The 21,467-nt window shown below is 54.5% G+C and carries 12 protein-coding genes; 5 read left to right on the top strand and 7 right to left on the bottom strand.

Annotated elements, in window-relative coordinates; genetic code table 11:
• Positions 1 to 153 precede the first annotated feature (153 nt).
• Positions 154 to 2,385 carry a heavy metal translocating P-type ATPase gene (locus METMI_RS0117965; RefSeq protein WP_019867689.1) on the bottom strand — a complete coding sequence of 744 codons (2,232 nt, stop codon included), beginning with the start codon at positions 2,383 to 2,385 and terminating at the stop codon, positions 154 to 156.
• Between the two features lie 19 nt (positions 2,386 to 2,404).
• Positions 2,405 to 2,620, bottom strand: a complete 216-nt coding sequence (locus METMI_RS0117970; protein ID WP_019867690.1) for a heavy-metal-associated domain-containing protein — start codon at positions 2,618 to 2,620, stop codon at positions 2,405 to 2,407.
• Between the two features lie 164 nt (positions 2,621 to 2,784).
• Here METMI_RS0117970 and hflD point away from each other — a divergent pair, with 164 nt between their 5' ends.
• The 4 genes from hflD to METMI_RS0117990 are packed head-to-tail and all read left to right on the top strand — an operon-like array spanning position 2,785 to position 6,367.
• Entirely contained in the window at positions 2,785 to 3,408 is a 624-nt protein-coding gene (hflD, locus tag METMI_RS0117975) for a high frequency lysogenization protein HflD (protein WP_019867691.1), read from the top strand.
• 6 nt (positions 3,409 to 3,414) lie between these two features.
• Complete coding sequence (locus METMI_RS0117980; RefSeq protein ID WP_019867692.1) at positions 3,415 to 4,341, top strand: ABC transporter ATP-binding protein; 927 nt, start codon at positions 3,415 to 3,417, stop codon at positions 4,339 to 4,341.
• The gene (locus METMI_RS0117985; protein WP_019867693.1) at positions 4,338 to 5,090 is read left to right on the top strand and encodes an ABC transporter permease; all 753 of its coding nucleotides are present in this window, start codon (positions 4,338 to 4,340) and stop codon (positions 5,088 to 5,090) included. The genes METMI_RS0117980 and METMI_RS0117985 overlap by 4 nt, the downstream gene beginning before the upstream one ends.
• The gene (locus METMI_RS0117990; RefSeq protein ID WP_019867694.1) at positions 5,087 to 6,367 is read left to right on the top strand and encodes a GldG family protein; all 1,281 of its coding nucleotides are present in this window, start codon (positions 5,087 to 5,089) and stop codon (positions 6,365 to 6,367) included. Before METMI_RS0117985 ends, METMI_RS0117990 begins: the two co-directional genes overlap by 4 nt.
• On the opposite strand, the gene METMI_RS0117995 is transcribed toward METMI_RS0117990, so the two are convergent.
• Positions 6,314 to 8,914: a putative bifunctional diguanylate cyclase/phosphodiesterase gene (locus METMI_RS0117995; protein WP_232215250.1), complete on the bottom strand. Its 2,601-nt coding sequence runs from the start codon at positions 8,912 to 8,914 to the stop codon at positions 6,314 to 6,316. The genes METMI_RS0117990 and METMI_RS0117995 overlap by 54 nt on opposite strands.
• Positions 8,915 to 9,285: 371 nt before the next feature.
• Positions 9,286 to 10,515, bottom strand: a complete 1,230-nt coding sequence (locus METMI_RS0118005) for a nucleoside recognition domain-containing protein (protein ID WP_019867697.1) — start codon at positions 10,513 to 10,515, stop codon at positions 9,286 to 9,288.
• A 275-nt stretch (positions 10,516 to 10,790) separates the two neighbouring features.
• Here METMI_RS0118005 and METMI_RS24540 point away from each other — a divergent pair, with 275 nt between their 5' ends.
• Positions 10,791 to 11,360 (top strand): bacteriohemerythrin, encoded by a 570-nt coding sequence (locus tag METMI_RS24540; protein WP_019867698.1) that lies wholly within the window; start codon positions 10,791 to 10,793, stop codon positions 11,358 to 11,360.
• Positions 11,361 to 11,429: 69 nt separating this feature from the next.
• On the opposite strand, the gene METMI_RS0118015 is transcribed toward METMI_RS24540, so the two are convergent.
• From METMI_RS0118015 to METMI_RS0118025, 3 genes are all read right to left on the bottom strand, one after another.
• Entirely contained in the window at positions 11,430 to 12,440 is a 1,011-nt protein-coding gene (locus METMI_RS0118015) for a mevalonate kinase family protein (protein WP_019867699.1), read from the bottom strand.
• A gap of 85 nt (positions 12,441 to 12,525) precedes the next feature.
• Positions 12,526 to 14,019: a hypothetical protein gene (locus METMI_RS0118020; protein ID WP_019867700.1), complete on the bottom strand. Its 1,494-nt coding sequence runs from the start codon at positions 14,017 to 14,019 to the stop codon at positions 12,526 to 12,528.
• A complete protein-coding gene (locus METMI_RS0118025; RefSeq protein WP_019867701.1) occupies positions 14,003 to 21,460 on the bottom strand; it encodes a Rossmann-fold NAD(P)-binding domain-containing protein in 7,458 nt (2,485 codons plus the stop codon). The genes METMI_RS0118020 and METMI_RS0118025 overlap by 17 nt, the downstream gene beginning before the upstream one ends.
• Positions 21,461 to 21,467 lie beyond the last annotated feature (7 nt).

The raw sequence follows: 21,467 nt of genomic DNA on the forward strand, positions 1-21,467 counted from the left end.
AATCGTTATTCCTTTGAATTATACAATGGGTCATCCTGGCAATGGCTGATTTTTACAATTTTTCACATAATTGCCGTTAAATTTAACCGTACTTAACAGCCAGCTTATCCTGTAGCGCCAATACCGCATCAACAATTGGGCCTTGTTTTTTGATCACCACTTCATCCAGCGCAAACGGTTGGCATTGGTGACAACGGTCAAAGACGACATCGCCATGGCCGCGCCGGCGATCATGGGGTTTAACAAGATGCCAAAGAACGGGTACAACAAACCAGCGGCCACCGGGATACTGAGGACATTGTAAAAAAACGCACCGGTTAGGTTTTGCCGGATATTAGTGACGGTCGCTTTGGACAAGGCAATCGTTTCGGGCACTTTTAACAGTGAGCCTTGCAAGATCACCACATCGGCGCTTTCTATCGCCACATCGGTCCCCGTGCCTATCGCCAAACCGACATCCGCTTGTGCGAGCGCGGGGGCGTCGTTGATGCCATCACCGACCATACCGACAATTTCGCCCTGGTCTTGCAAGGCTTTGATCAAGGCGGCCTTATCTTGCGGCAACACTTGGGCGTTGACTTCGGTGATCCCGGCTTGCTTGGCAATCGCATGGGCGGTGATTTGGTTATCGCCGGTCACCATAATGATGCGGATACCTAGCTGCTGCAATTGCGCAATCGCCGCCGGAGAATCTTTTTTCAAGGCATCGGCAACCGCAACCAAACCGACCACCTTATCGTCCACCGCCAGTAACATGGGCGTTTGGCCTAATGCCGAAAGTTTTTCCAATTTATTGTTATAGCGGGTGAATTTAACCCCTTCTTTGTCCATCAGGGCTTTATTCCCGAATAACAGGCGCTGGCCTTCACATCTCGCGCTAACCCCAAACCCCGCCAGCGCAGAAAAATCCGTCACCGTTTTTAGGGGCAGCCGCTTTTGTTCCGCCGCCGCGACAATGCTCGCCGCCAACGGATGCTCGGAAGCCGCTTCAATGCTCGCGGCCAATTGCAATAAAGTGTCCTCGCTTAAATCGCTCATCGTTTCAACACTGGCGACCGTTGGCTTGCCTTCCGTCACCGTCCCGGTTTTATCGACAACCAGGCAGGTCAGTTTACCGGCCGTTTGCAGCGCATCACCATTGCGGATTAGGATTCCGGCTTGTGCCGCCCGCCCTACCGCCACCATGATCGAAATGGGTGTCGCCAACCCTAAGGCACAAGGGCAAGCGATGACCAGTACGGTCATCGCCGTTGCAAAGGCATACCCCAAGGAAGGTTCAGGCCCGAACACATTCCAAACGATAAAAGTGAATACAGAAATGGCCACCACTATCGGCACGAACACGCCAGAAATCTTATCGGCCAAACGCGCAATATCGGGTTTGCTGTTTTGCGCTTGCCGCACGCTTTTAATGATTTGCGCCAGGGCGGTGTCGCGGCCTATGCGGGTTGCGGTGAACAAAAAACTGCCCGTTTGGTTAAAGGTTCCGGCGACCACTTTGGAGCCCACGCTTTTTTCAACGGGCAAGGGTTCACCGGTCAGCATGGATTCATCGACTGATGAATGGCCTTCGGTCAATACCCCGTCCACCGGGATTTTCTCGCCAGGCCGGACCCGGACGGTTTCGCTTAATCCGACCAGTTCTATGGCAATGTCAATCTCTTCGCCATTCCTGATAACCCTGGCCGTACGTGGTTGCAAACCAATTAACTGGCGGATCGCACTGGAGGTTTTGCCCCTGGCGCGGGTTTCCAGTGCGGTCCCCAGATTGATAAACGCCAGGATCACCACCGCCGCTTCAAAATAGGCGTTTTTTGCCAGCGACGGCAACATGGCGTGATAGTCGATGACAATACAGGAATATAGCCACGCCGAACCCGTGCCCAAGGCAATCAATGTGTCCATATTGGCTTGGCCCAACAGGAGCGATTTGACCGCGCCGCTGTAATAATGCCAACCGGAATAGAGCATGATCCCTAAGGTAATCAACGCCAGCTCAGGCCATAACCATAAGCCCGTCTCCGAACCTATTTCCGGCAACCATTGCCAATGCTCGCCCAGCATCAACAATAGCCCGAAGCCCCCCGCCACCCCGGCTTTTTTCAGTAACTGGCGGTACCTTAGCAATTCTTGCCCTTCCTGTGCGCTAGGGTCTTCCAGGCTTTCCATAACCGCCGCATCATAGCCGGCTTGTTTGACGGCTTGGGCCAACAACCCGGCATCCACCTGCCCAGTAACCGAAGCCGAATGGTCGGCAAAATTCACGCTAACGGACGTGACGCCTGCAACCGCCGCCAATGCACTTTCGACCGCACTGACACACCCCGCACAACGCATACCTGCAATGGACAAGAGTATCGCGTCGTCATGTTCTTCTGTATTCATGTGTCACCCGAACCGGCGGCTAAACCGAAACTACGGTATAACCCGCATCGGCAATGGCGTCTTTAATGATGGCCAGGGAAATTTTTTCGGGGTTAAAGTCAACTTGCACCGTTTGCCCTTGGCTGGACGCCTTGGCGGAAATGACCCCGTCCAATTCGCCCAATTTGCCTGTCACATTGGCCTCGCAGCCCCCGCATTTCATGCCGGTGACATTTAAGATGACAGATTCGCTCATGATCTTTTCTCCTGATGATAGCTGATGGTTTTATGGGCAATTTCAACCCATACGTTGTAAAAGGCTTAACAGGGCTATATTACGCCCTTTATGGCCTAAACTAAATTGAACAAGGGTGTTTATTCTTGGTACGATAATGCCCCGACCCAACCCTAGCAATAACTATGCAATTACAAACCATCACCCATCAAACTATCGCGCTAGCCGGAGTTGCCCAAGCGGCCGCTTTGGTGCAACAGCTGGCGACCACTGGAACTGCAGATAGCGCCGCTATGGAAGCGAGTATTGGTAGTGTCTTAAAAATCGACGCGGACACGGTGATCGAAGTTTACGGTAGCTTAGCCGGGCTCCAACTTGGGCTTGGGCATTTGAAACAGCAAATGACCAACTATAAAATTGCCAATGCGGAACAGGCGCGTTATTCCGCCTCGTTGGTGTTTTTAGAAAACCAGCTGTCCAAACAGCCGAAAATGCTGAAAACCATCTCCGAAGGCATTGAAAAAGCCCAACTGCAAGTGGAGCACTTTGGGTTGTTGCATGATAATGTCCTGGCAAATTTGGCGGACATTTACAGCAACACCGCCAGCAAATTACAACCCAAAATCATGGTCAATGGCGAAAGCGATTACCTGACGAACCCACACATCGCCGACAAGATACGCGCCTGCTTGCTGGCGGGCATCCGTTCGGTGACCTTATGGCGGCAATGCGGCGGCACGCGCTGGAAATTTTTGTTTTACCGTAAAAAAATCCAAACCGAATTAGAAAAGCTGTTAAAACAGGTGTGACGGCGAATGACCCTATTGCTAGAAGCAGACCACCTATACCGCCATTACGGCAAGCGCTGTGCAGTCAATGACGTCAGTTTTACCCTCTCGCGTGGCGAAGTGCTGGGTTTTTTGGGGCCTAACGGTGCCGGCAAAACCACCACCCTGCAGATGCTCTGCGGATTGCTGGCGCCCGATACCGGAACCATTAAAATCAATGGCATTGACTTGTTAAGCCACCCCAAACTTGCCAAACAGTCGCTAGGCTATTTGCCCGACACACCGCCGCTCTATAAAGATTTGACCGTGCAGGAGTTCTTACGCTATTGCGGGCAACTGCACGGCATGGCCAAACCGCAGATTGCCCGTGCCATCACCCAAGCCCAAGACCGCTGCGGTTTGCAGGAAGCCACGCATCGCCTGATCGGGCAGCTGTCCAAAGGTTTCCAGCAACGCCTAGGCATTGCCCAAGCCATCCTGCATAACCCCGACGTGATCATCCTCGACGAGCCCACGGTTGGGCTGGACCCTTTGCAAATCCGTGAAATCCGCGCCTTGATCCGTGAATTGGGGCAAGGGCATGGGGTGATCTTATCCACCCATATCCTCAGCGAAGTCCAAGAATCCTGCACACATGTGCAAATTATCCATCAAGGCCAATTGATACTGCGGGAAAATGTCGCGGGGCTTAACCAACAGTTGGAGGCCGGTAGCCTGGAAGTGACGACACGGCTTGCGGCTGATTTGTCGGTGTTGGCCGCCATCCCCGGGGTCACCCGAATCAAACCTTTGACGGACTTGCGGTTGCAAATCCATTACCGCACCAGTGACAATCCCAAGCAAAAAATCACGGAAACGATTATGGCTAAAGGTTGGGGATTGCAAGAGCTCACGCCGATAAAAAAATCGATGGAAGACATTTTTATCGGCCTAACCCAAGATGACGCCCCATGATCTCCACCATCGCCATTCGGGAATTTAAGGCCTTGTTTTTATCGCCGGTCGCTTGGAGCCTGCTGGCGGTGCTGCAATTTATTTTGGCTTATTTGTTTTTGAAACAAGTGGAAACCTTCATGGTGCTGCAACCCAAACTGGCGGCCATCCCCAATAGCCCCGGCTTGACCGATATCGTCGTACCGCCGTTGTTCGGCAATGCCGCAATCATCTTGTTGCTGGCCGTGCCGCTGTTGACCATGCGCCTGATCGCCGAAGAACGCCGCAACAAAACCCTACCGCTATTGTTGTCCGCGCCACTTACCAACGCTGAAATTATCCTCGGCAAATTTTTGGGCTGTTTGGGCTTGCTGGTTATTGTCATTGGCTTGGTTACGGCAATGCCCCTGTCGTTATTGCTGGGTGGCGAATTGGATTTTGGCAAGCTGTCCGCCAATGTCCTGGCTTTATTGATGCTGGTCTCCGCCTTGACCGCCACCGGCTTGTATTTGTCCTGCATCACCCAGCATCCTGTCGTCGCGGGCATAGGCAGTTTCGGCTTGTCGTTGGTTTTATGGCTATTGGACACTGGTTCGCAAATGCGCGACCATCGCAATGAATGGCTGGAATATTTGTCGCTGTTACGGCATTTCCAGAACCTGCAAAGCGGCTTGATCAACTCGGTTGATGTGGTTTATTTTTTAGTGTTCATCAGCATTTTTATCTTACTTAGCATCCGGAGTTTGGATAAGTTGCGGTGGCAAAAATGAAGCCATCCATCCGTAGGATAAACACCCTAAAGACCCTGGCGGCCCTGTCTTTATTGCTAGGGCTGGCTTGGTCAAGCACCCGCCACCCCTGGCAAGTTGACATCACCGCCGCGTCGAACAACACCTTGTCGGCAGCTTCGCAAAAACTGTTGCAGGCCATGCCGGATAGCATCAAAATCACCGCCTACCTTAAAAAAGGCTTGCCGGTACGCTTGCAAATTGCGCAATTGCTAGACCGATACCGCCGTTATAAAGCGGATCTGTCTTTGGAATTTGTCGACCCCGATAGCCAACCGGAAAAAACCCGCGAATTGGAAATTGGCCCTGAAGGGGCGGTGCTCGTTGAATATCGCGGGCACACCGAAAAACTGACGTTTGTCGATGAATCCACGTTGACCAATGCCTTGCTGCAAGTGGCGCATGCGGAGCGGCGGTGGGTGAGCTTTTTGACCGGGCACGGCGAACGCGCACCGGACGGCATCGCCAATTTTTCGTGGGGGCAATTTGGAAAGGAACTGGCCTTGCGTAAGGTCACCGCCTTGACCATCAACTTGGCAACGGTGCCCACCATCCCGGACAATTCCGCCTTATTGGTCATTGCCGCCCCCACGGTAGGGCTGCTTCCTGGCGAAATCGAGACCGTCAAGCGCTATGTCCAAAATGGCGGCAACCTGTTGTTACTGGGTGAGCCGGACAGCACGCACCTTGTTGCCTTGCAGGGGCAACTTGGCATCCGCCAAGCAACCGTCCCGATCCTTGATGACAGCACCCGGATGTATGGCATCGACGACCCCCGTTTTGTCATCGCCAGCAGTTACCCGTCGCATCCGATCACGCGGGGGCTACAACTGATTAGCCTTTACCCGTTAGCGGCGGCGCTCACTGCCGACAAAAGCGGGCCATTCCAAGCGAAACCCTTACTTGAAACCACGGGCCAAAGCTTGGCCTCCAAAGCCAACGGCAGCCAAATTTTTGCTTACGCGCTCACCCGCGACCTGGCCAGGAAACAGCAACGGGTCGTGGTCGTCGGCGACAGTGATTTTTTGTCGAACGCCTACTTGGGCAATGTCGGAAATTTGGATGTGGGGATACGCATCATCAATTGGCTGCTCCAAAATGACGGGTTTGTCGACATTCCGGCAAACACGGCAACCGACAAACACCTGGCCTTGAGCGCGCCCGCCGTCGCCGTCATTGGTTTTGGGTTCTTGCTGGGCTTGCCGCTAGGGCTGGCCATTACGGGATTTGTCATCTGGCGTAAACGCAAGCGGCGCTAACCGGCCCTTATTGGCTTTCTTCAGCCACTTTTCCGTCAGTTCACCCGCTGTCACCGGGCGGCTAAAATGATAGCCTTGAAACAGCAGGCAGCCTTTCTCGACCAAAAATGCCAATTGCCTTTCGGTCTCCACCCCTTCCGCAACCACCGCCAACCCCAGATTATTCGCCATGTTGATGATCGTTTCCACAACCACCTCATTGCTGCGGTTCTCAAAAATATCTTTGACGAAACTTCGGTCAATTTTTAACTGGCTGATAGGGAACGCGGTCAAATACGCCAAAGACGAGTAGCCGGTACCGAAATCGTCGATGCTAATGGCGACCCCCAGCGCCTTCAACGCCAACATCTTACCGACCGCTTCCTCGCTATGGTCCATCAACCCGCTTTCGGTCAACTCCAGCATGAGTTGGCTAGGGATGATGCCAATGTCCGTGATCGCCTGTGCAATCCCTGCGACAAAATCAGTCTGCTGGAATTGCCGGGCACTGACATTGATGGCGATATGCGAAAACTCGAAACCTTGTTCCGACCATTTTTTTATCTGCTGGCAAGCTTCCCTAACGGCCCAATGGCCTATCGGCAATATCAGCCCGGTATCCTCGGCAACCGGAATAAAATTGACGGGCGGGATAACGCCGTTCAGGGGGTGGTCCCAATGTATCAAAGCTTCCGCACTGACCAAGTTGCCCCCGGCATCCACTTGGGGCTGGTAATGCAAGGCAAACTGCCGTTGCTCAAGTGCGGCCCTCAAATTGCGTTCCAGCTGCAAATGCTGGTCTGCCGCCTCTTGCATACTGGCATCAAAAAAACTGATGGTGTTGCGGCCTTTCGTTTTGGAACGGTACATGGCGGTATCCGCCTGTTGCAACAATTCCTGGGGGCCACAGGCGGATTCGCCAGAAAATAGCGTGGCTCCGATGCTGGCGGAAAAATAATGCTCGCTATCGTTTAAGGTGTACGGTTGGTTCAAGGACTGCATCACCCTCTCGGCGCGGTTGAGTACGAAATTGGTTGCGCCAAGCCACTGTGAAGTATGGGTGTCCAGTAAAATAACAAATTCATCGCCGCCCAAACGTGCTGAAATGCCTTCGTCCTGAACCGCGTTCCTTAGACGTATCGCGACCAATTTTAACAATTCATCCCCAATCTGGTGGCCTAGCGAATCATTAAGCCATTTGAAATGGTCAAGGTCCAGGAACAGGATGGCCATATAACTAGGCTCCCCCCGGGTATTGCCAATGGCCTGGGCAATCCTTTGTTCCAACAAACGCCGGTTAGGCAGATTGGTCAAGGGGTCATAAAATGCCAGCTGTTTGATATGTTCCTCAAATTCCTTTTTTTCACTAATATCGGTGAACATCGACACATAATTGGTGACCACACCATCACTGTCGGTCAGCGCGGTGATGCTTTGCCACTTGGTGAAAATGGTGCCATCTTTACGGCGATCAATCACCTCACCTTCAAAGCGCCCGTCAATGTCCAGCTTCTCCCATAAATCATCATAAAAAGCATCATCATGGATGCCTGAACGGAGGATATTTGGCTTTTTGCCCAGCACCTCTTCCTGCGAATACCCCGTAATATTGGTGAACGCCTGATTGACCCGCAAAATATGGGTATCGGCATCGGTGATCATTATGCCTTGCAAGCTATTGAAGGTGATCGCGGCCAGGCGCATTTCCTCCTCATGTTTTTTAAACTCGGTGATGTCCATCCATGCACCCATGATTTCATCTTGGCCGCCATCGACCGAAGATAAAAATTTGACCTTATCGTGTATCCAACGGTAAGAGCCGTCTTTATGCAGGAAACGGTACTGCATATTCAAGTTTCGGGTTTCCCTTAAGGAATTTATTTCCGCCAACAAACGGTCACGGTCTTGGGGATGGACATGGTTGACCCACAACAGGTGGTCGCTGTACCACTCATCAGGCGTATAACCAGTAATCGGCAAAAACGCATCGCTGATGAAGGTGTTCAGCAACAAATAACGCGGGTCATCGGTGAACACGGACGTGTATATGGCCGCCGGGCTTAAATTGACCACCAATTTAAAACGGTTTTCACTATCCTGATAGGCCCGGTTACTGGCCTTCAACAGGGTGACCGCCTTATCCAAGTCGATATTGATTTGTTTCAGTTGGTCCCGGGTTTGCATGTGGAACAGGATTTCATCTTGCAATTGCCGGTTTGCATGCAACAGTTCCGAGGGGTTGGGGATTAACAAGGCTTTGGGGATCAACGGCCATAAAACGACCGCCGTCAGCAGGGAAACGGCAGCAGTGCCGGCCAAAACCAAGCCTTCCCAAGCATAGTAAGGCTTCCAGATAGTGACGATGGCGAAGAGATGGGTAATGCCACAACACAGGATAAACGTGCTGAATAACCAAAAAATACCTTTAAAAGCAATGTCTTTACGTTTTTTGATGAAATAGGCAAGTGCGATAGGGATTGAAAAATAGGCTAAGGCAATACTCAGATGGGACACCACAAACAGCCAAAGCAAATCTGGCCGCCACAGGAAACAAAACCCATGGGGCATAAGGGTACTGCCTGGCAATATAAAATCGAGAAAACCTTGCATTACGCCCGTCCTTCAACCCCATCGCTATATTAAGACATTATCTACGTTATTTAATGGGCTTATGCAACCTATTGATAAATTTTAGTGGCCTATTGGCTTTGGGTCGAAAAGTTAAAACCGCCCAGATTTTAGCATTAATTAGGCCATTTTTTGATTAATATAAGCTTTTATGAAAAAATATGGCGCCACCTTATTTTATATACAGGGCCAGTTTTAGCCTTGGCCGCGCAGCTGACAAAAATTGTTATTTGCTGACAATTTCTTATGCGCCTAAATTGCCCTGGGCATCTGGCTCGGATGCGGCCGGTCATGGCCAAGCCCAATAACCATCAGCCAAAAAACCAATAAGCCACGAACATGCTCGCCACCACCCCTGCCCCGTCGGCAAGCAAACCGCAAGCGACCGCATAGCGGCTATACCTGACCCCGACCGCCCCCAAATACACCGCCAGCACATAAAAAGTCGTTTCGGTGCTGCCTTGGACTATACACGCCAAACGCCCGGCAAACGAATCCGCCCCCAAGGTTTTCATCGTGTCCAGCATCATCGCCCGCGCCCCGCTGCCGCTAAACGGCTTAATCAAGGCGGTTGGCAACGCGTCGACAAAACGGTTGTCAATGGCCAACCCGTCGGCTAAAGCGCGGATGCCGCTGGACAACAACCCGAACGCGCCGCTGGCACGGAACACCCCAATGGCCACCAGCATCGCCACCAGATAAGGGACAATTGTCACCGCCGTCTGGAAACCGTCTTTTGCACCGTCAATAAACGCCTCATAAGCATTCACGTTTTTATAAACGGCACCGGCAATAAAGGCCGCCACCAACGAGAACAGCAAGACATGGCTTAAGGTCGCCGATTGCTCCAGCATCTCCTGTTGCGGCAAGGCCGAAAAATACCCCAGCAGGCCGCCCACCATGAGCGTCAAACCGCCCAAATAAGCCAACACCACCTTGTCCAGTAGATTGATTTTCTGGGCATAAGCAACCGCCAGCAACCCCGCCAATGTGGAAATATAAGTCGCGATCAGGATAGGGATAAACACATCGGTAGGGTTGAGCGCACCCAATTGCGCCCGATAACTGAAAATCGTCACCGGAAACAAGGTGACGCTGGAGCTATTGATCACCAAAAACAGGATTTGCGCGGAACTCGCCGTATCCGGCTTGGGATTGAGTGTTTGCAACTCCTGCATCGCCTTAATGCCCAACGGGGTCGCGGCATTATCCAGCCCCAACATATTGGCCGAGATATTCATCACCATCGCCCCCAAAGCCGGATGGTTGCTTGGCACCTCCGGCATCAGGCGGCTAAACAAAGGGATCAGCCCACGGGTCAACAACAGGATAAAGCCGCCCCTTTCACCCACGCGCATAATCCCCAGCCACAAAGCCAAAATGCCTGCCAGCCCTAGGGAAATTTCAAACGCGGACTTGGACTGCGTGAACATAGCCGCCATAATGTCGGCAAAAACCTGCGGGTCACCGAAAAAAAGCCATTTGATGGACGCGATAAGGAAAGCGACGAGGAAAAAACCGATCCAGATAATATTGAGCATGAAAGTGCCAAGGAAAAAGCCGCCTATTGATGGCGATTGCAAATCGGGGTTGAAAAACCACGGATAGCCGGGTTAAGTGTTTATGCCACACACATAAATGGCCCTCCCATAACACTGCACCGTTAAAAGGATTTTTAAACTTAGGTGTGGAAATGGCGATAAACGGTAAAATACGTTGGCTATCACCGCCGCCAGTTAACAGGTAAATATATTAGGCCGCAACTGTTTTTATCTGTTTATTTCATTAATCGAAGTTAAGTTATCTGGAGAAAGAAATGTTAGTTTGGTCAGACAGTTTTGCGACAAAAATAGAAATCGTTGATACACAACATAAAAAATTATTTGAACTACTAAACCGCTTACCCGAATGTGTTGCATCAGGCAGGCCTGATCCGGAGATGATAGATTCCATATTAAAAGAATTAATGGCTTATGCCGACAAGCATTTCGTCGATGAAGAACTACTGATGGCACACCATCACTTGGATCCCAGACATATCAACGTCCACCGTATGGAACACAAATCCTTTATGTATGATGTTCAGAACATGTGGGAGCACTTGTCCTTGGAAGAAGATTTGACGGAAGTTTCAGAAAAGCTCGTGCGTTTTGTCACTTCATGGTTGACATACCACATCCTTGGGATAGACCAAGTTATGGCGCTTCAAATTTTTGCCATCCACCATGGCGAAACTCCAGAGCAAGCCTATGAGTTGCGCCATACCATCAAATATGACTCGGCAACCACCCATTTAATGTTGGATTCTGTGCTGGATTTGTGGCACATGTCTATGGATCGCTGCCATAGGCTAGAAACTAAATTGGCGGCGTTGGAAAACCCTTAACCATACCACCTGGCAAACGGTCCACGCGCATTAGGCCTTGCGCCACGTCAATTCCGGGTTCGCCCACCATTAACCGGCCGCCCCGACAAGGTCAGGTTTGAGCACTTTGATGCCAATGGCCGACAGTGCCGCGTCCAAGCGCCGGTACATCGCGTCATCGGTATAAGTCCCGATAATGGCTCCCCCTGAACCGGTAAAGTTTGCGCTGGCTCCCACGCTTCTGGCGGCTTCGACCATGCGCAGATTGCCGCCGCTGATTTTCAAAATACGTTTCCTTACATCAAAATTGCGGTCAACCAATCCGGCTATCTCGCCCCCCCTGCCCGCTTCCAGCAAGGCTTTGGCCTGTACGGCCAAGTCCGCGCACTCCGCCATGGCATTAACCACGTCCGTATCCCCCCGGCCATAACGTTCCCTAAGGTCATTGTGGGTGGTTTCCGAACCTTCGGCCAAATCGCTACGGTAGGCTAGGTAAAGGTTCGGCAACAGTTTTATATCCAGATTCACATAATCGCCATAGCCTTGCCGCTCCATCAGGGTTTTATCAAAATCCATATAAACCAGCCCCTGGTAGACCTGCGCCACCCTATCCTGTAGCCCCGCCCCAATCAGCAATTCATCCTTTTCAACGGAGAGTATCAGGTTCGCCAACTGCGGTTTCGGAATGCTAACGCCATAAAACTGCATCAGCCCGCGCAGGCAGGCGGTGACAATCGCACTGGATCCTGCCAGCCCTAGCCGCTGCGGGATGGTCGTGCCGTAACCCAACGTAAAATTCCGGTTATCGGGCGCTATGGCTTGGCTCAGGCAATACTCGTGAAAACGCTTGATGGCCGCTTTCAACAGGCGGACGCCGCCGTAATAACCGTAAGCCTGAATATCCCCGACCAGCTGCGCCATCGAGGCAAACACCAGTTTGTCCCGGTCATTAGGCAAAATTTCCAGCCGCTCCGATTCAGTCAGGCTAACTTCAGCATGGAAATTACTGAACACAAACGCAAGCGTCTTGCCGAAATAACCGTCGGAAGGGTTCCCGACCAACGCGGCGCGCGGGTAGGAACGGGTTACGATGATGTTCATGTGGATTCCTTCAGGCAGACCCACAAACAATACGCAAAACGAAAGTTTTCATGTCTTCCGTGCTGTCCGTGGGCACATAATCGGATTAGGCAAGACCCAAATTGCCCCATAATTTAAGGCTGACCCCCATCCAGGCAGGTACGGAAGGGTCATCCGCCAATAACCGGGAGTGGCCCAAACCCGCAGGCCGTGGGTTTGCCTCCAAAAACACCGGAATAATCTTGCCGTCCTGGCCGCAATCAAGCAAAACGTCCAGCCCCATCAGCAGCAGGCCCTCGAACAAACTGGCCGCCCGCCCGGCCTGCGTGCAGATACGGCGCCAGTCTTGGGCATCAAGACGGACGGGCTTGCCGTCATAATCTAAGCCGGAAATGGCTTCATCAATAGGCATAATGCCCCCGCCGCGCCCACAGGACGCAGGATGTTGCCAGTCCCGCCCCAATTGCGCATAACCCGATTCCAGCCCATACCGTTGCCCGTCGAAAGCCAAATTGAGGCGCAAAGCCAAGGTTTGCCGGATACCGCTGAGCGGGTTCAGGAAGCCCACGCCATCGCAGCGTTGTTGCATGATGGCGGCACCCTGCATCCAGCAGCGTTGCAGATGCGTTTCCAGCAAAGCTTTGGCCTGACCATCACCCCGTTGGAAAAAAGCCACCAACTCGCCTTCGGTGGCCTGATTCGGTTTCACCACGATTTCGGCACAACGCTCAAAAAAACTAAACGCCGTTTCCCAATCCCCCGGCGCAACAGTTTGCCAAACCGGCACGTCCAATCCCAAAGCCACCCAACCCGCCAAAGTGGCGGCTTTATCATCGGCCAGCCTTGACGGCGATGCCGGATTGACCTGTAAGCAATGGTAGCGTTGGGATAAGGCTGCGTGGTGTGCTTGCTCCTGCTTACCCAAGCAAAGGAACTGTACGCTATCGGGATGCAGGGGCACGGCCAGATCGGTTTCGACCAGCCGCCCTGACGCAACATCAAGATAAATGGCACGCCGCAAAGCGCCGTTTTCGGCAAGCCAACCCATATGCGCCCCAAAAACATGGGTGCGCGGCCCACCATAACGCCCGCAATCATGCTCGTAGGCATCGACAGCCAACGGGTAAAATTCATGGGTGAAAAATACGGCGGAGGCGAACAAGACCACATGGATGCCGTCTCCGGGCAACACCGCCGGGAATCCAGGCGCTGAGGCAGGGCTTGATTGGAGACAAAGTTCCGGCGCCAACGGCTCGCTGAGTACAGTTTCCAAAGCCAGGTCAACCAGGCGTTGCCGATAAAGCGATGCTTCCGCCAATAGACCCCATTCCATCTCCGGCAGATTATTGATGGCGCCCATGCCTGCCAGCATATCGCTTAGCAATGCCTCCAACCGCCTGCGTAACGCGATGCCTGCATCGGTTTGCCAATGGGCACGCCAGTAACGGATTTCCCCGCCGCCCAATCCTTCCAACAGGAGATACTTAAGGAACACACTGGCCTCAAGCATAGTGAGCGGGGAATCAGCTTCAATCCCTAGCGCATCGCCTGTCCGTTCGCGGGCGTTTTGTATTTGCCGGGGATCAGGAAAATAAGGCATCGGACAGCTTCTTGGCCTTGAGCGCGTCAAGATACGCCTCCCCGGCACGGTTCAAATCCCTCAGCACTATCCTGGCGTTCTCACCGATGCGGTTCCAGTCAGGGTCGATGCCTGCGTCACGGGCACGTTCCAATTCGTGATGCTCCTCGCGCAAGGCCACGCGGTCCCACAAGCCCACGCCGATATTCGGCTCGATCAGCACGATACGCCAATCAACAACCGTGCCCGGAAAACGATGTAAGCCTTGTTGTAAGATAAAGCGCGAGCCTACGCGGCAACCGTTGCCATCAAACATCGGTTCGATTTCAACTAACTGGCCTTCCTCACCGAACACTGGCGTAATCAAAAAATCCAGCATCATATAGCGGGGCATGCCGTAGGAAACGCCGGTTAAATCGCTACCCACCATCCGCCCGGTTTCCTGGGTATACGCCGCCGCGCCGCAGGCTTCGTAGGCGGCCAGCGCCTCCATCACCTGCCGGCCGGCTTCGGCCAGTTTGCCGAGAATGGTTTGCCGGTATTCGGGACGTATGGTTTCCGGCAACAGCAAATCCAAGGTTCCGCCCCGGCCGACATTGGTGATCAATTGCTTGCTGTTAAGCGTGATCCAATGGGAAATATGCCATTTTTTATCGGCATCCGCTTCGTCCGGATGGCCCGTGGACAGGATAATCCGGTGCGATCCAAAAATCGGCGTATAAGGCAACCGTTGCCGGTTCACGGCGCTACCCCACTCAACGATTTGCCTATGCACAAAACCCTGCATGAATGCCTCGGTGGCCCAGTGTTCTGGTGAACTCAGGATCACTTCCTGAATACAGACATGGTGTTTCAGCGAGATTTGATAAATAAAATCCACCGCCTGCCCGATTTGCCCGTCATCCAGGCCGCCGTCAGGGCCTACCAGCAGGAAAGCCTGGGCGTTGCGGCCACCGGATTCGGCGGCGTCCTTAATCATGACTAAGGGATGGCATCGGGAAAACGCCAGTAAACCGGGATAGCCCGTTTCCGCCCAACCATTTTTGATCCAGCCTTTAACCACGGATTTTTCCGCACTGCGGGCGGTGTCATCGGCTAGCCAATTGATTTCCTCCGGCATGTCCACTGCGCTGCCAGCAAAAATATCCCGGTATTTGGCCTTGTCGTAGGTCGTCCAGGTGTGGAACAACGATTGCACCGTATACGGCAAGCCGCAGGCTTCAAGCTTACCCTGGGTGTAGACAGGGTCACCGTGGAAGGGATACACCAGCGCGGCCAGCACCGGCCGGGAGAAATGCGCCGCCACCCGTATGCCCTTGGGCGGTATGCGGGATGCCAGATGGTCGGCTTCCTGTTCGGAACAGCCTTTATGCTTTATCAAGGCTTGTTTATAGCTGGCGGCATCCAGATAAAAATGGCCGCTGCCGATCAACGCCACCGGACGTGGATATTCTGGCTGTTCAAGAATATTGACTTTTCGGGTGATAATCAGGTTGCCGCCACGCTGGCCTTGCGTTTCCAATTCCCGCGCCAGACTGGGGCCTTCGCAGAGCATACGCGAAAAATGGGTGCGGCCGACTGGCGCGGCAATGACGTGGTTGACCCTGGTACGGTCATGGATAAGTTCGGGATCGAATTCAGGAAAGACTTCTGGCACAGCAAAACCGTCGTTGCATATAAACGCCAACTCCCGCAACTGCCCATAAGCCCGCCAGATTTTTTCCGCATCCCCGTCCGCGCCAGCACCGATGGCTTCCATCGCGTTGCCGTCCAGAAAATTGCCCAACAGCATATCCTGCTCTGCTTCGGGCAACGCCCTCAGCTCGGTGTAACAGGTCAACACAAAACGCAGGTAACGGTACAACCACTGGTGATGTTCCACTGCCAACCGATACAGCGCTTCACCGTGGTAATCGGCATAACCGGTGCCACGGCTATACAGCCAGGGCCGGTATTCATAACTGTGGTCGTTGAGGGTTTGGGCGAAGAAACCGGACAGCGCCCGCCATAAAGGCACGGCATCGACCGCCGCCGGTTCCTGATGGGTATAAGCGATGGTGCTATCAACCGCCAAAACGATGTAAAACAGTTCGCCGCCCTGGGCTATGCAGCGTAAGGCCTGATCCTTGCTTGCCGCGTCGATTTTGCCTTGCCGGGCGCGTTCACGGACATTTTGCGCCAAACGGCCAAAATCGCCGATGTCTTCATAGCCGCCAGCGATGCGCTGGTAAACCTGTTCGTCGATTTGCCGGCCTGAAAACAATGGCTCCAGACTGGCCAGCATGGCTTGCGTGTGTTCGGGATGACCGTCGTCCTGATAGGCTTTGGCCAAGGCTGTCAGCGCATTGCGGGCAAATTTCAGGAACGCACCGAAAGCCGCTTCGGACACTGGCTGACCGCCGTTGCCCAGGGTTTCAATGGCCTGGCGGTAATTATCGGAAAAACGGTCGGACTCGGCTTGCGCCGTCGCAAAACCGGTTTGGCGCTGGTTCAGGGCACGGGCCTGGGCAATGCGGGCGGCCAACTGGCGGCGGGTTTCCAACGCCACCGCAGGCCGCTCATCCATCGCTTTGTTGGAGCTTTCTATGCCTTTTTCCTGACGGAATCCGGCCACCAGCCCCTGCCGCTGTGCCGATAACAATTGGGCAACAAGGCTTTCATCCATATCGCCTGCGCTGCCACCCAACGATGCAATACCGTTGGCAAAGCCCGTCATCGCGGCATGGATTTCGTTTTCGTCTGCGCCGACAAACAAATACAATCCACCCAAGGCCAGAAAACCAATAAAATCCAACTCCGCCAAGGTCAAACCGCTGCCGATACGCACTAAGGCTTCCACCAGCATCCGGTCGCGTCCGCTGTCACGGCCGAAACGGCCTAGCTTATCGGTTTCAGTTAAGGCCGACTGGATTTCATGATCCTGCTGGATTTCGCCGACAACACGCGCGTAAAGCTGGTTGGCAAGCGTAAGATTTTGGGAAGTTAAAGCTTGCCAAAGCCGTTCGGCGCGACGACGGCGACGGCGCATGTCCGAACGCCAGGCTTCGACGGTTTGCTGGCCCACGCCCACGCTTAAATAGATGGATTCTTTGCCCAGGCGTTCGGCGGCGGCAAACCAGAGCATGACATCGCCACGGTTCATCGCCCGATGCCTAGCCCCGGCTGCGCCATCGGCAATCACCAGGGCGCTGTTCGGGTTTCCTTCCAACATCAGGCGGCAAAGCCGGGCGGGGTCGGCCAGCAATTCCAGCAGGCTGCGGTGGGGAATGCCGGTGTCGATGACATCCGCGCCCTGCACGGCGTATCCGTAATGCCGATCCGGCCCCAACACGGCTAGCGCCAGCGCATGGATACGTCCGCCCAGCCGCTCCTGTAAATCCGCGCCAAGCACCGAACGATAATCCCATCGGCCCAAGCGGCCGCCCCAGGTGCGCAAATTGGCTTCGATTTCCTTATCGCTCAAGCCCAGCGCCAGCAACTCCCGGCGGGTTGCATCGGCGATGGCTTCAAGCCGGGTGTCGCTGGTGTAATTCAGCAAATCCTGGGTGGACAAGCCTGTCGGCGAAACCATGCGGATTTCCGCAGGCGGCTTGGCGGGCGGGAACAACGGGGGCAACTGGGCGATGGCGGCCTGGTCATCTCCGTTTATCCCCATCATGTCCCGGATACGGCCATCCCAACCGCGCTGCCGCACACTGGCAAAGCCTTCGTTCATTAGCACGGCAACCATGCGGCCATCCAGGTCAAGGGCGTGCAGCAAATGCCCGCCGGTACCCGCCAAGATTTCAAACTTGCGCAAACCGGTGGCGAAACGGGCATCCTGGGTGTCGGGTTTGTATTCGGCGGTCAGCACGACCACGCAGTTTTCAAAATTGATGGCAATGTCAGGACGGCGGCGGGCGGCTTCGGCAACGCCCTGGCGGATCAGCCAGGATTTGAAGAAGGGCATGAAGCGGTTGACCTGCTCGCCGCCAGTCACCATTTTATGCAAGCCCCAACCGGCGGCCAGGCCGGAGGCGACCCGATAAGGATCACGCAGCTGCGGTTTGCCCAAATGCTCCAGGACATGCGCGATACGGGTGATCTGGAACACCGGCAGGCCACGGCTGACGCTGAAATAAGGTTTCAGGCAATCTTGCCGCTGCAATTGTCCGGCGGCCCAGTGTTCCCATTCCAATGGGCTGGCAAATTCCGGTTTGCGGTCGAGCAAACGGTTGGCCAGCGCGACAACGGCTTGATGGTACATTTCGGGCAAACCGATCTGGCGTAGTTTTTCCGTCCGGTTCAAGGTCAACACGAATTCCAGGAACAACCCGTCCTTGGGCACACAATAACCGCCGTAACCTTCTCCAGCGGGATGGATAAAACGGTCGGAACGCTGGTTCATCAAATCCGCCATCGCCTCGAAATCGCCGTGCGCCGATGCCGTCACCATCATGCCCAAGGCATTGGAAAAACCGAAATGCGAAGCCATAGACGCATTTTCACCCGTTTTCAGTATTTCCGGCTCGGTCAGGCTTTCAAAACAACGCACATCTTTATTGATCAGGCTGTAGATTTGCCGCCCCACTTGGGCGGCGGCGCGGTCGGCACCGCCCACCCATTGCGCCCAGGTTTCCACGGACTCGCGCTCGCGTTTGCCCAAATCCACGCGGCTGGGGGTGTAAATCAGATGATAACGTTTACCGCCGCCGCTGGCTTTGAAGTAATACAGCGGGCTCAGCGTCAGGTGGTTCAGGCCGCCCTCGGCAATAATCTCCTTGCGGGCGGTGGTTTTGCGCAACTGTTGGAAACGGCGCAGATAGGTTTCGCGGCATCCGTTTAGATGCCGTTCCGGGTATTCGGCATCCAAAGCCGCCAATACCCGGCGGCGGGCAGTTTGGCGCGTGTAGGCTTGCAGGTCTTCACGGTAATATTCATCCGCCAAAACCCTGCGGCGCAAGGCATCGTCGGTGCAATCCCCATCCGTCTGGCTAGCCAACATGTCGCGGTTGCGGGCGATAACCTGTGCCAGCGCCGCTTCCTGCAAGGCTTCGGTATGCTTACGCAAATAATCTTCCACCGCTTCCGGCTCATCACAGTCTTCGGCGTTTTTGCGGCCTTGCCGGGTTTCCTCAAATTCCAGCAAGGCCCCCAGGCAGGACAGTTCATCCTGGATCAGGCGGTTCCGGTTGATGACCCTTAATACGGCGGCGGTTTGCGGGATTTGCTCGCTGGCGCATAACTCTTCGACTTCTATCCAAACACCCAGCTCGCGGATGACTTTCTCGCCCAAACTCAGGATACGGGCGGCAAAAAATGCCTCGCGTCCGGCTATTTGCCCGTGCAACTGCAAGTCTTCGGCGATGTTGAACAAAGCCATCGACTCTTCCAGCCAAGTGCGGATGTAGCCTTCGGTCATGCCCGCCGATTGGGTGGTCAGCACATGCAGGGTCGGCAACGGACGCCGGGGCTTGAAGGCTTGGGCTTTAAACCGGGAACACTGCTGGTCGAAACCGTCGTTTTGCAGTAACGCCTTAACCGATGCCGTCCAGGAACCGGTAATGCGCTGATGTTGCTCCAGCGGCATCAAACGGCCGTCGGCCAGCAGGATTTGGCGCAGGGCCTCGAACGGCGCAAGCTCTTCGGCTTCAACCAGTGCCTGGATGTCACGGATACGCGCTTGGTAAACGTCGGCAAGAAACACCGCCACGGCGGCAATTTCGTCACCATCACCTGCTTCGCGCAAACGCTGGCGCAGGCCGTCTTCATCAAGACCGGGGAAGTTTCCGGCGGCAACACATTCTCTCGCCAAACAAAGCAACTCGCTGTCCAGGACTTGGCGGAGATTGCCCGCCCACAAGTCAGCCATTTCTTCACGGAAGGACACTTCCATGCCGGAAATGTCGATGACGGTACGGGTGGTTTCCTGCCCGTCCTGCACCAGCACTTCTTCCTTGATGAACAGCGGGATGGCCTCTATCCAATGGTCGGCGACGGCGAGCCAGCCATAATCGGGGCTGCTGTAAATGCGGTCTCCTGCCAGCCGGACCAGCTTGCGCAGGTTTTCTGACTTGCCCGGATACGGGTCTTGGAATTCGTTGATTTTAACCAGCAAATGCGATCCGGTAGGCGAAGGCCGTTGGCTGATGACGACATACGCAGCGGGGCGTTTGGCCGCGGCCAAAAATGCCTGGCGTATGCCATCGACCAGACGCAAGCCCTGCCCTGCCCGCGCCATGATAGCCTCGTGTGCGGCCATTGGCTGAAATGGCCTGGCCAACGGGTCGCTATGGTCTTCCACCCGGGTGCGGGAACCCATCAGCGCATCCTCCAAAGCCTTTTTTTGCCCGTCCAGAACCGCCGCTTCGAAACGTTCGCAAGCGCCTTCCAGCGCCGTCAGCGGGATTTCGGTGGCACTGTCCAGCAACAACGCCAATGCCCCGGCGCTAGACTGTAAATCCGGGGATTGGTGCGCCAGCACAGGCAATTCAGCCGCCAGTTCCCGCCAACCCGGAGCAGGCGTCAGCCATACCGCGTTGGCGAACAGCGTCGCCTGGTTGTGGAAAGCCCGGCTCATGCGCCCGAAAACCAGTTGTTGGCGGGCTGCGCGCACTTCGGAGGCAATACGTTGAATATTGCGCTGTTCCAAGCGTTTGTCGTAACCGCGCAGCAGACGGTAAAGCCGCGCACGCTGTTCGTCCACGTTGGTTTCATTCTGCAGGATGTCCAACGCCGCCTGGCGCGGATAAGGCAGGTCAATCCTGTCCTGCCCCAGCAGCCAGGTGATCTGCTGGTCTTGCCATACTTCCGGCTGAAGGTTTCCGATGCCGGTGGCAGGGGTTGAAGCGGCGCGTTTCAGGAAAATGCCAAACAAGTTGCCGCTATCCAGGCGGCTTTCCTCCAACACGCCATGTAGGCTATCGCGTTCGGCTTTTGAAAACGAGGCGTAGAGCCTGACGGTTTTGGCAAGCGCCTGACGCGGCGGACAATCCAGCAGCCAGCGCAAAAAAAGATGGTGGTGGCCCAGCATCAGCAAGGTTTCCAAACTTTGCTGGCCTTCCGCCTTAAGGGTGGGCTCATCACCCCGAAAAGTTGCATCGGGATCACCATAAAGCCCGGCCAAGTCGCAGGCGACCAATAGGACGCCGCCACTGTCAAGTTCCAACAAATGCCCCTGGCCTTCGGTAAAGGCGACAGGCAACTCGCGCCCGGCCAATTTTTCCAGTATGTCCATGTTGGGGCCATCCGCTTTAAGACGGGAAAGCATCCGTTCCAGGGCGTTTCCACACAGTTGCGCGGTAATGGCTACCCGGCTGCCGGTATCGCCGAAAACGCTGACTTGCAGCCCTTCCAAAAGATTTTGCCCGAAACGGTAGGCGCCCCGGGCAACAACAACGCCAGCGCCACGGCGGCCACGCGAAGTCCCGTTGTCCGTATTAAGCTGATCGGCAATACGCAGGGGGAAGTTGTAGTTATTCACACGTATC

Source organism: Methylovulum miyakonense HT12 (assembly GCF_000384075.1).
GTDB classification, from domain to species: domain Bacteria; phylum Pseudomonadota; class Gammaproteobacteria; order Methylococcales; family Methylomonadaceae; genus Methylovulum; species Methylovulum miyakonense.

What these genes read in the sequence shown, in the direction of transcription:
- METMI_RS24540 (WP_019867698.1), top strand. Translation starts at nt 10,791, where the DNA reads ATGTTAGTTTGGTCAGACAGTTTTGCGACAAAAATAGAAATCGTTGAT.
- METMI_RS0117995 (WP_232215250.1), bottom strand. Translation starts at nt 8,914, where the DNA reads ATGCCCCATGGGTTTTGTTTCCTGTGGCGGCCAGATTTGCTTTGGCTG.
- METMI_RS0117965 (WP_019867689.1), bottom strand. Translation starts at nt 2,385, where the DNA reads ATGAATACAGAAGAACATGACGACGCGATACTCTTGTCCATTGCAGGT.
- METMI_RS0117970 (WP_019867690.1), bottom strand. Translation starts at nt 2,620, where the DNA reads ATGAGCGAATCTGTCATCTTAAATGTCACCGGCATGAAATGCGGGGGC.
- hflD (WP_019867691.1), top strand. Translation starts at nt 2,785, where the DNA reads ATGCAATTACAAACCATCACCCATCAAACTATCGCGCTAGCCGGAGTT.
- METMI_RS0118015 (WP_019867699.1), bottom strand. Translation starts at nt 12,440, where the DNA reads ATGAACATCATCGTAACCCGTTCCTACCCGCGCGCCGCGTTGGTCGGG.
- METMI_RS0117980 (WP_019867692.1), top strand. Translation starts at nt 3,415, where the DNA reads ATGACCCTATTGCTAGAAGCAGACCACCTATACCGCCATTACGGCAAG.
- METMI_RS0117990 (WP_019867694.1), top strand. Translation starts at nt 5,087, where the DNA reads ATGAAGCCATCCATCCGTAGGATAAACACCCTAAAGACCCTGGCGGCC.
- METMI_RS0118020 (WP_019867700.1), bottom strand. Translation starts at nt 14,019, where the DNA reads ATGCCTTATTTTCCTGATCCCCGGCAAATACAAAACGCCCGCGAACGG.
- METMI_RS0118005 (WP_019867697.1), bottom strand. Translation starts at nt 10,515, where the DNA reads ATGCTCAATATTATCTGGATCGGTTTTTTCCTCGTCGCTTTCCTTATC.
- METMI_RS0117985 (WP_019867693.1), top strand. Translation starts at nt 4,338, where the DNA reads ATGATCTCCACCATCGCCATTCGGGAATTTAAGGCCTTGTTTTTATCG.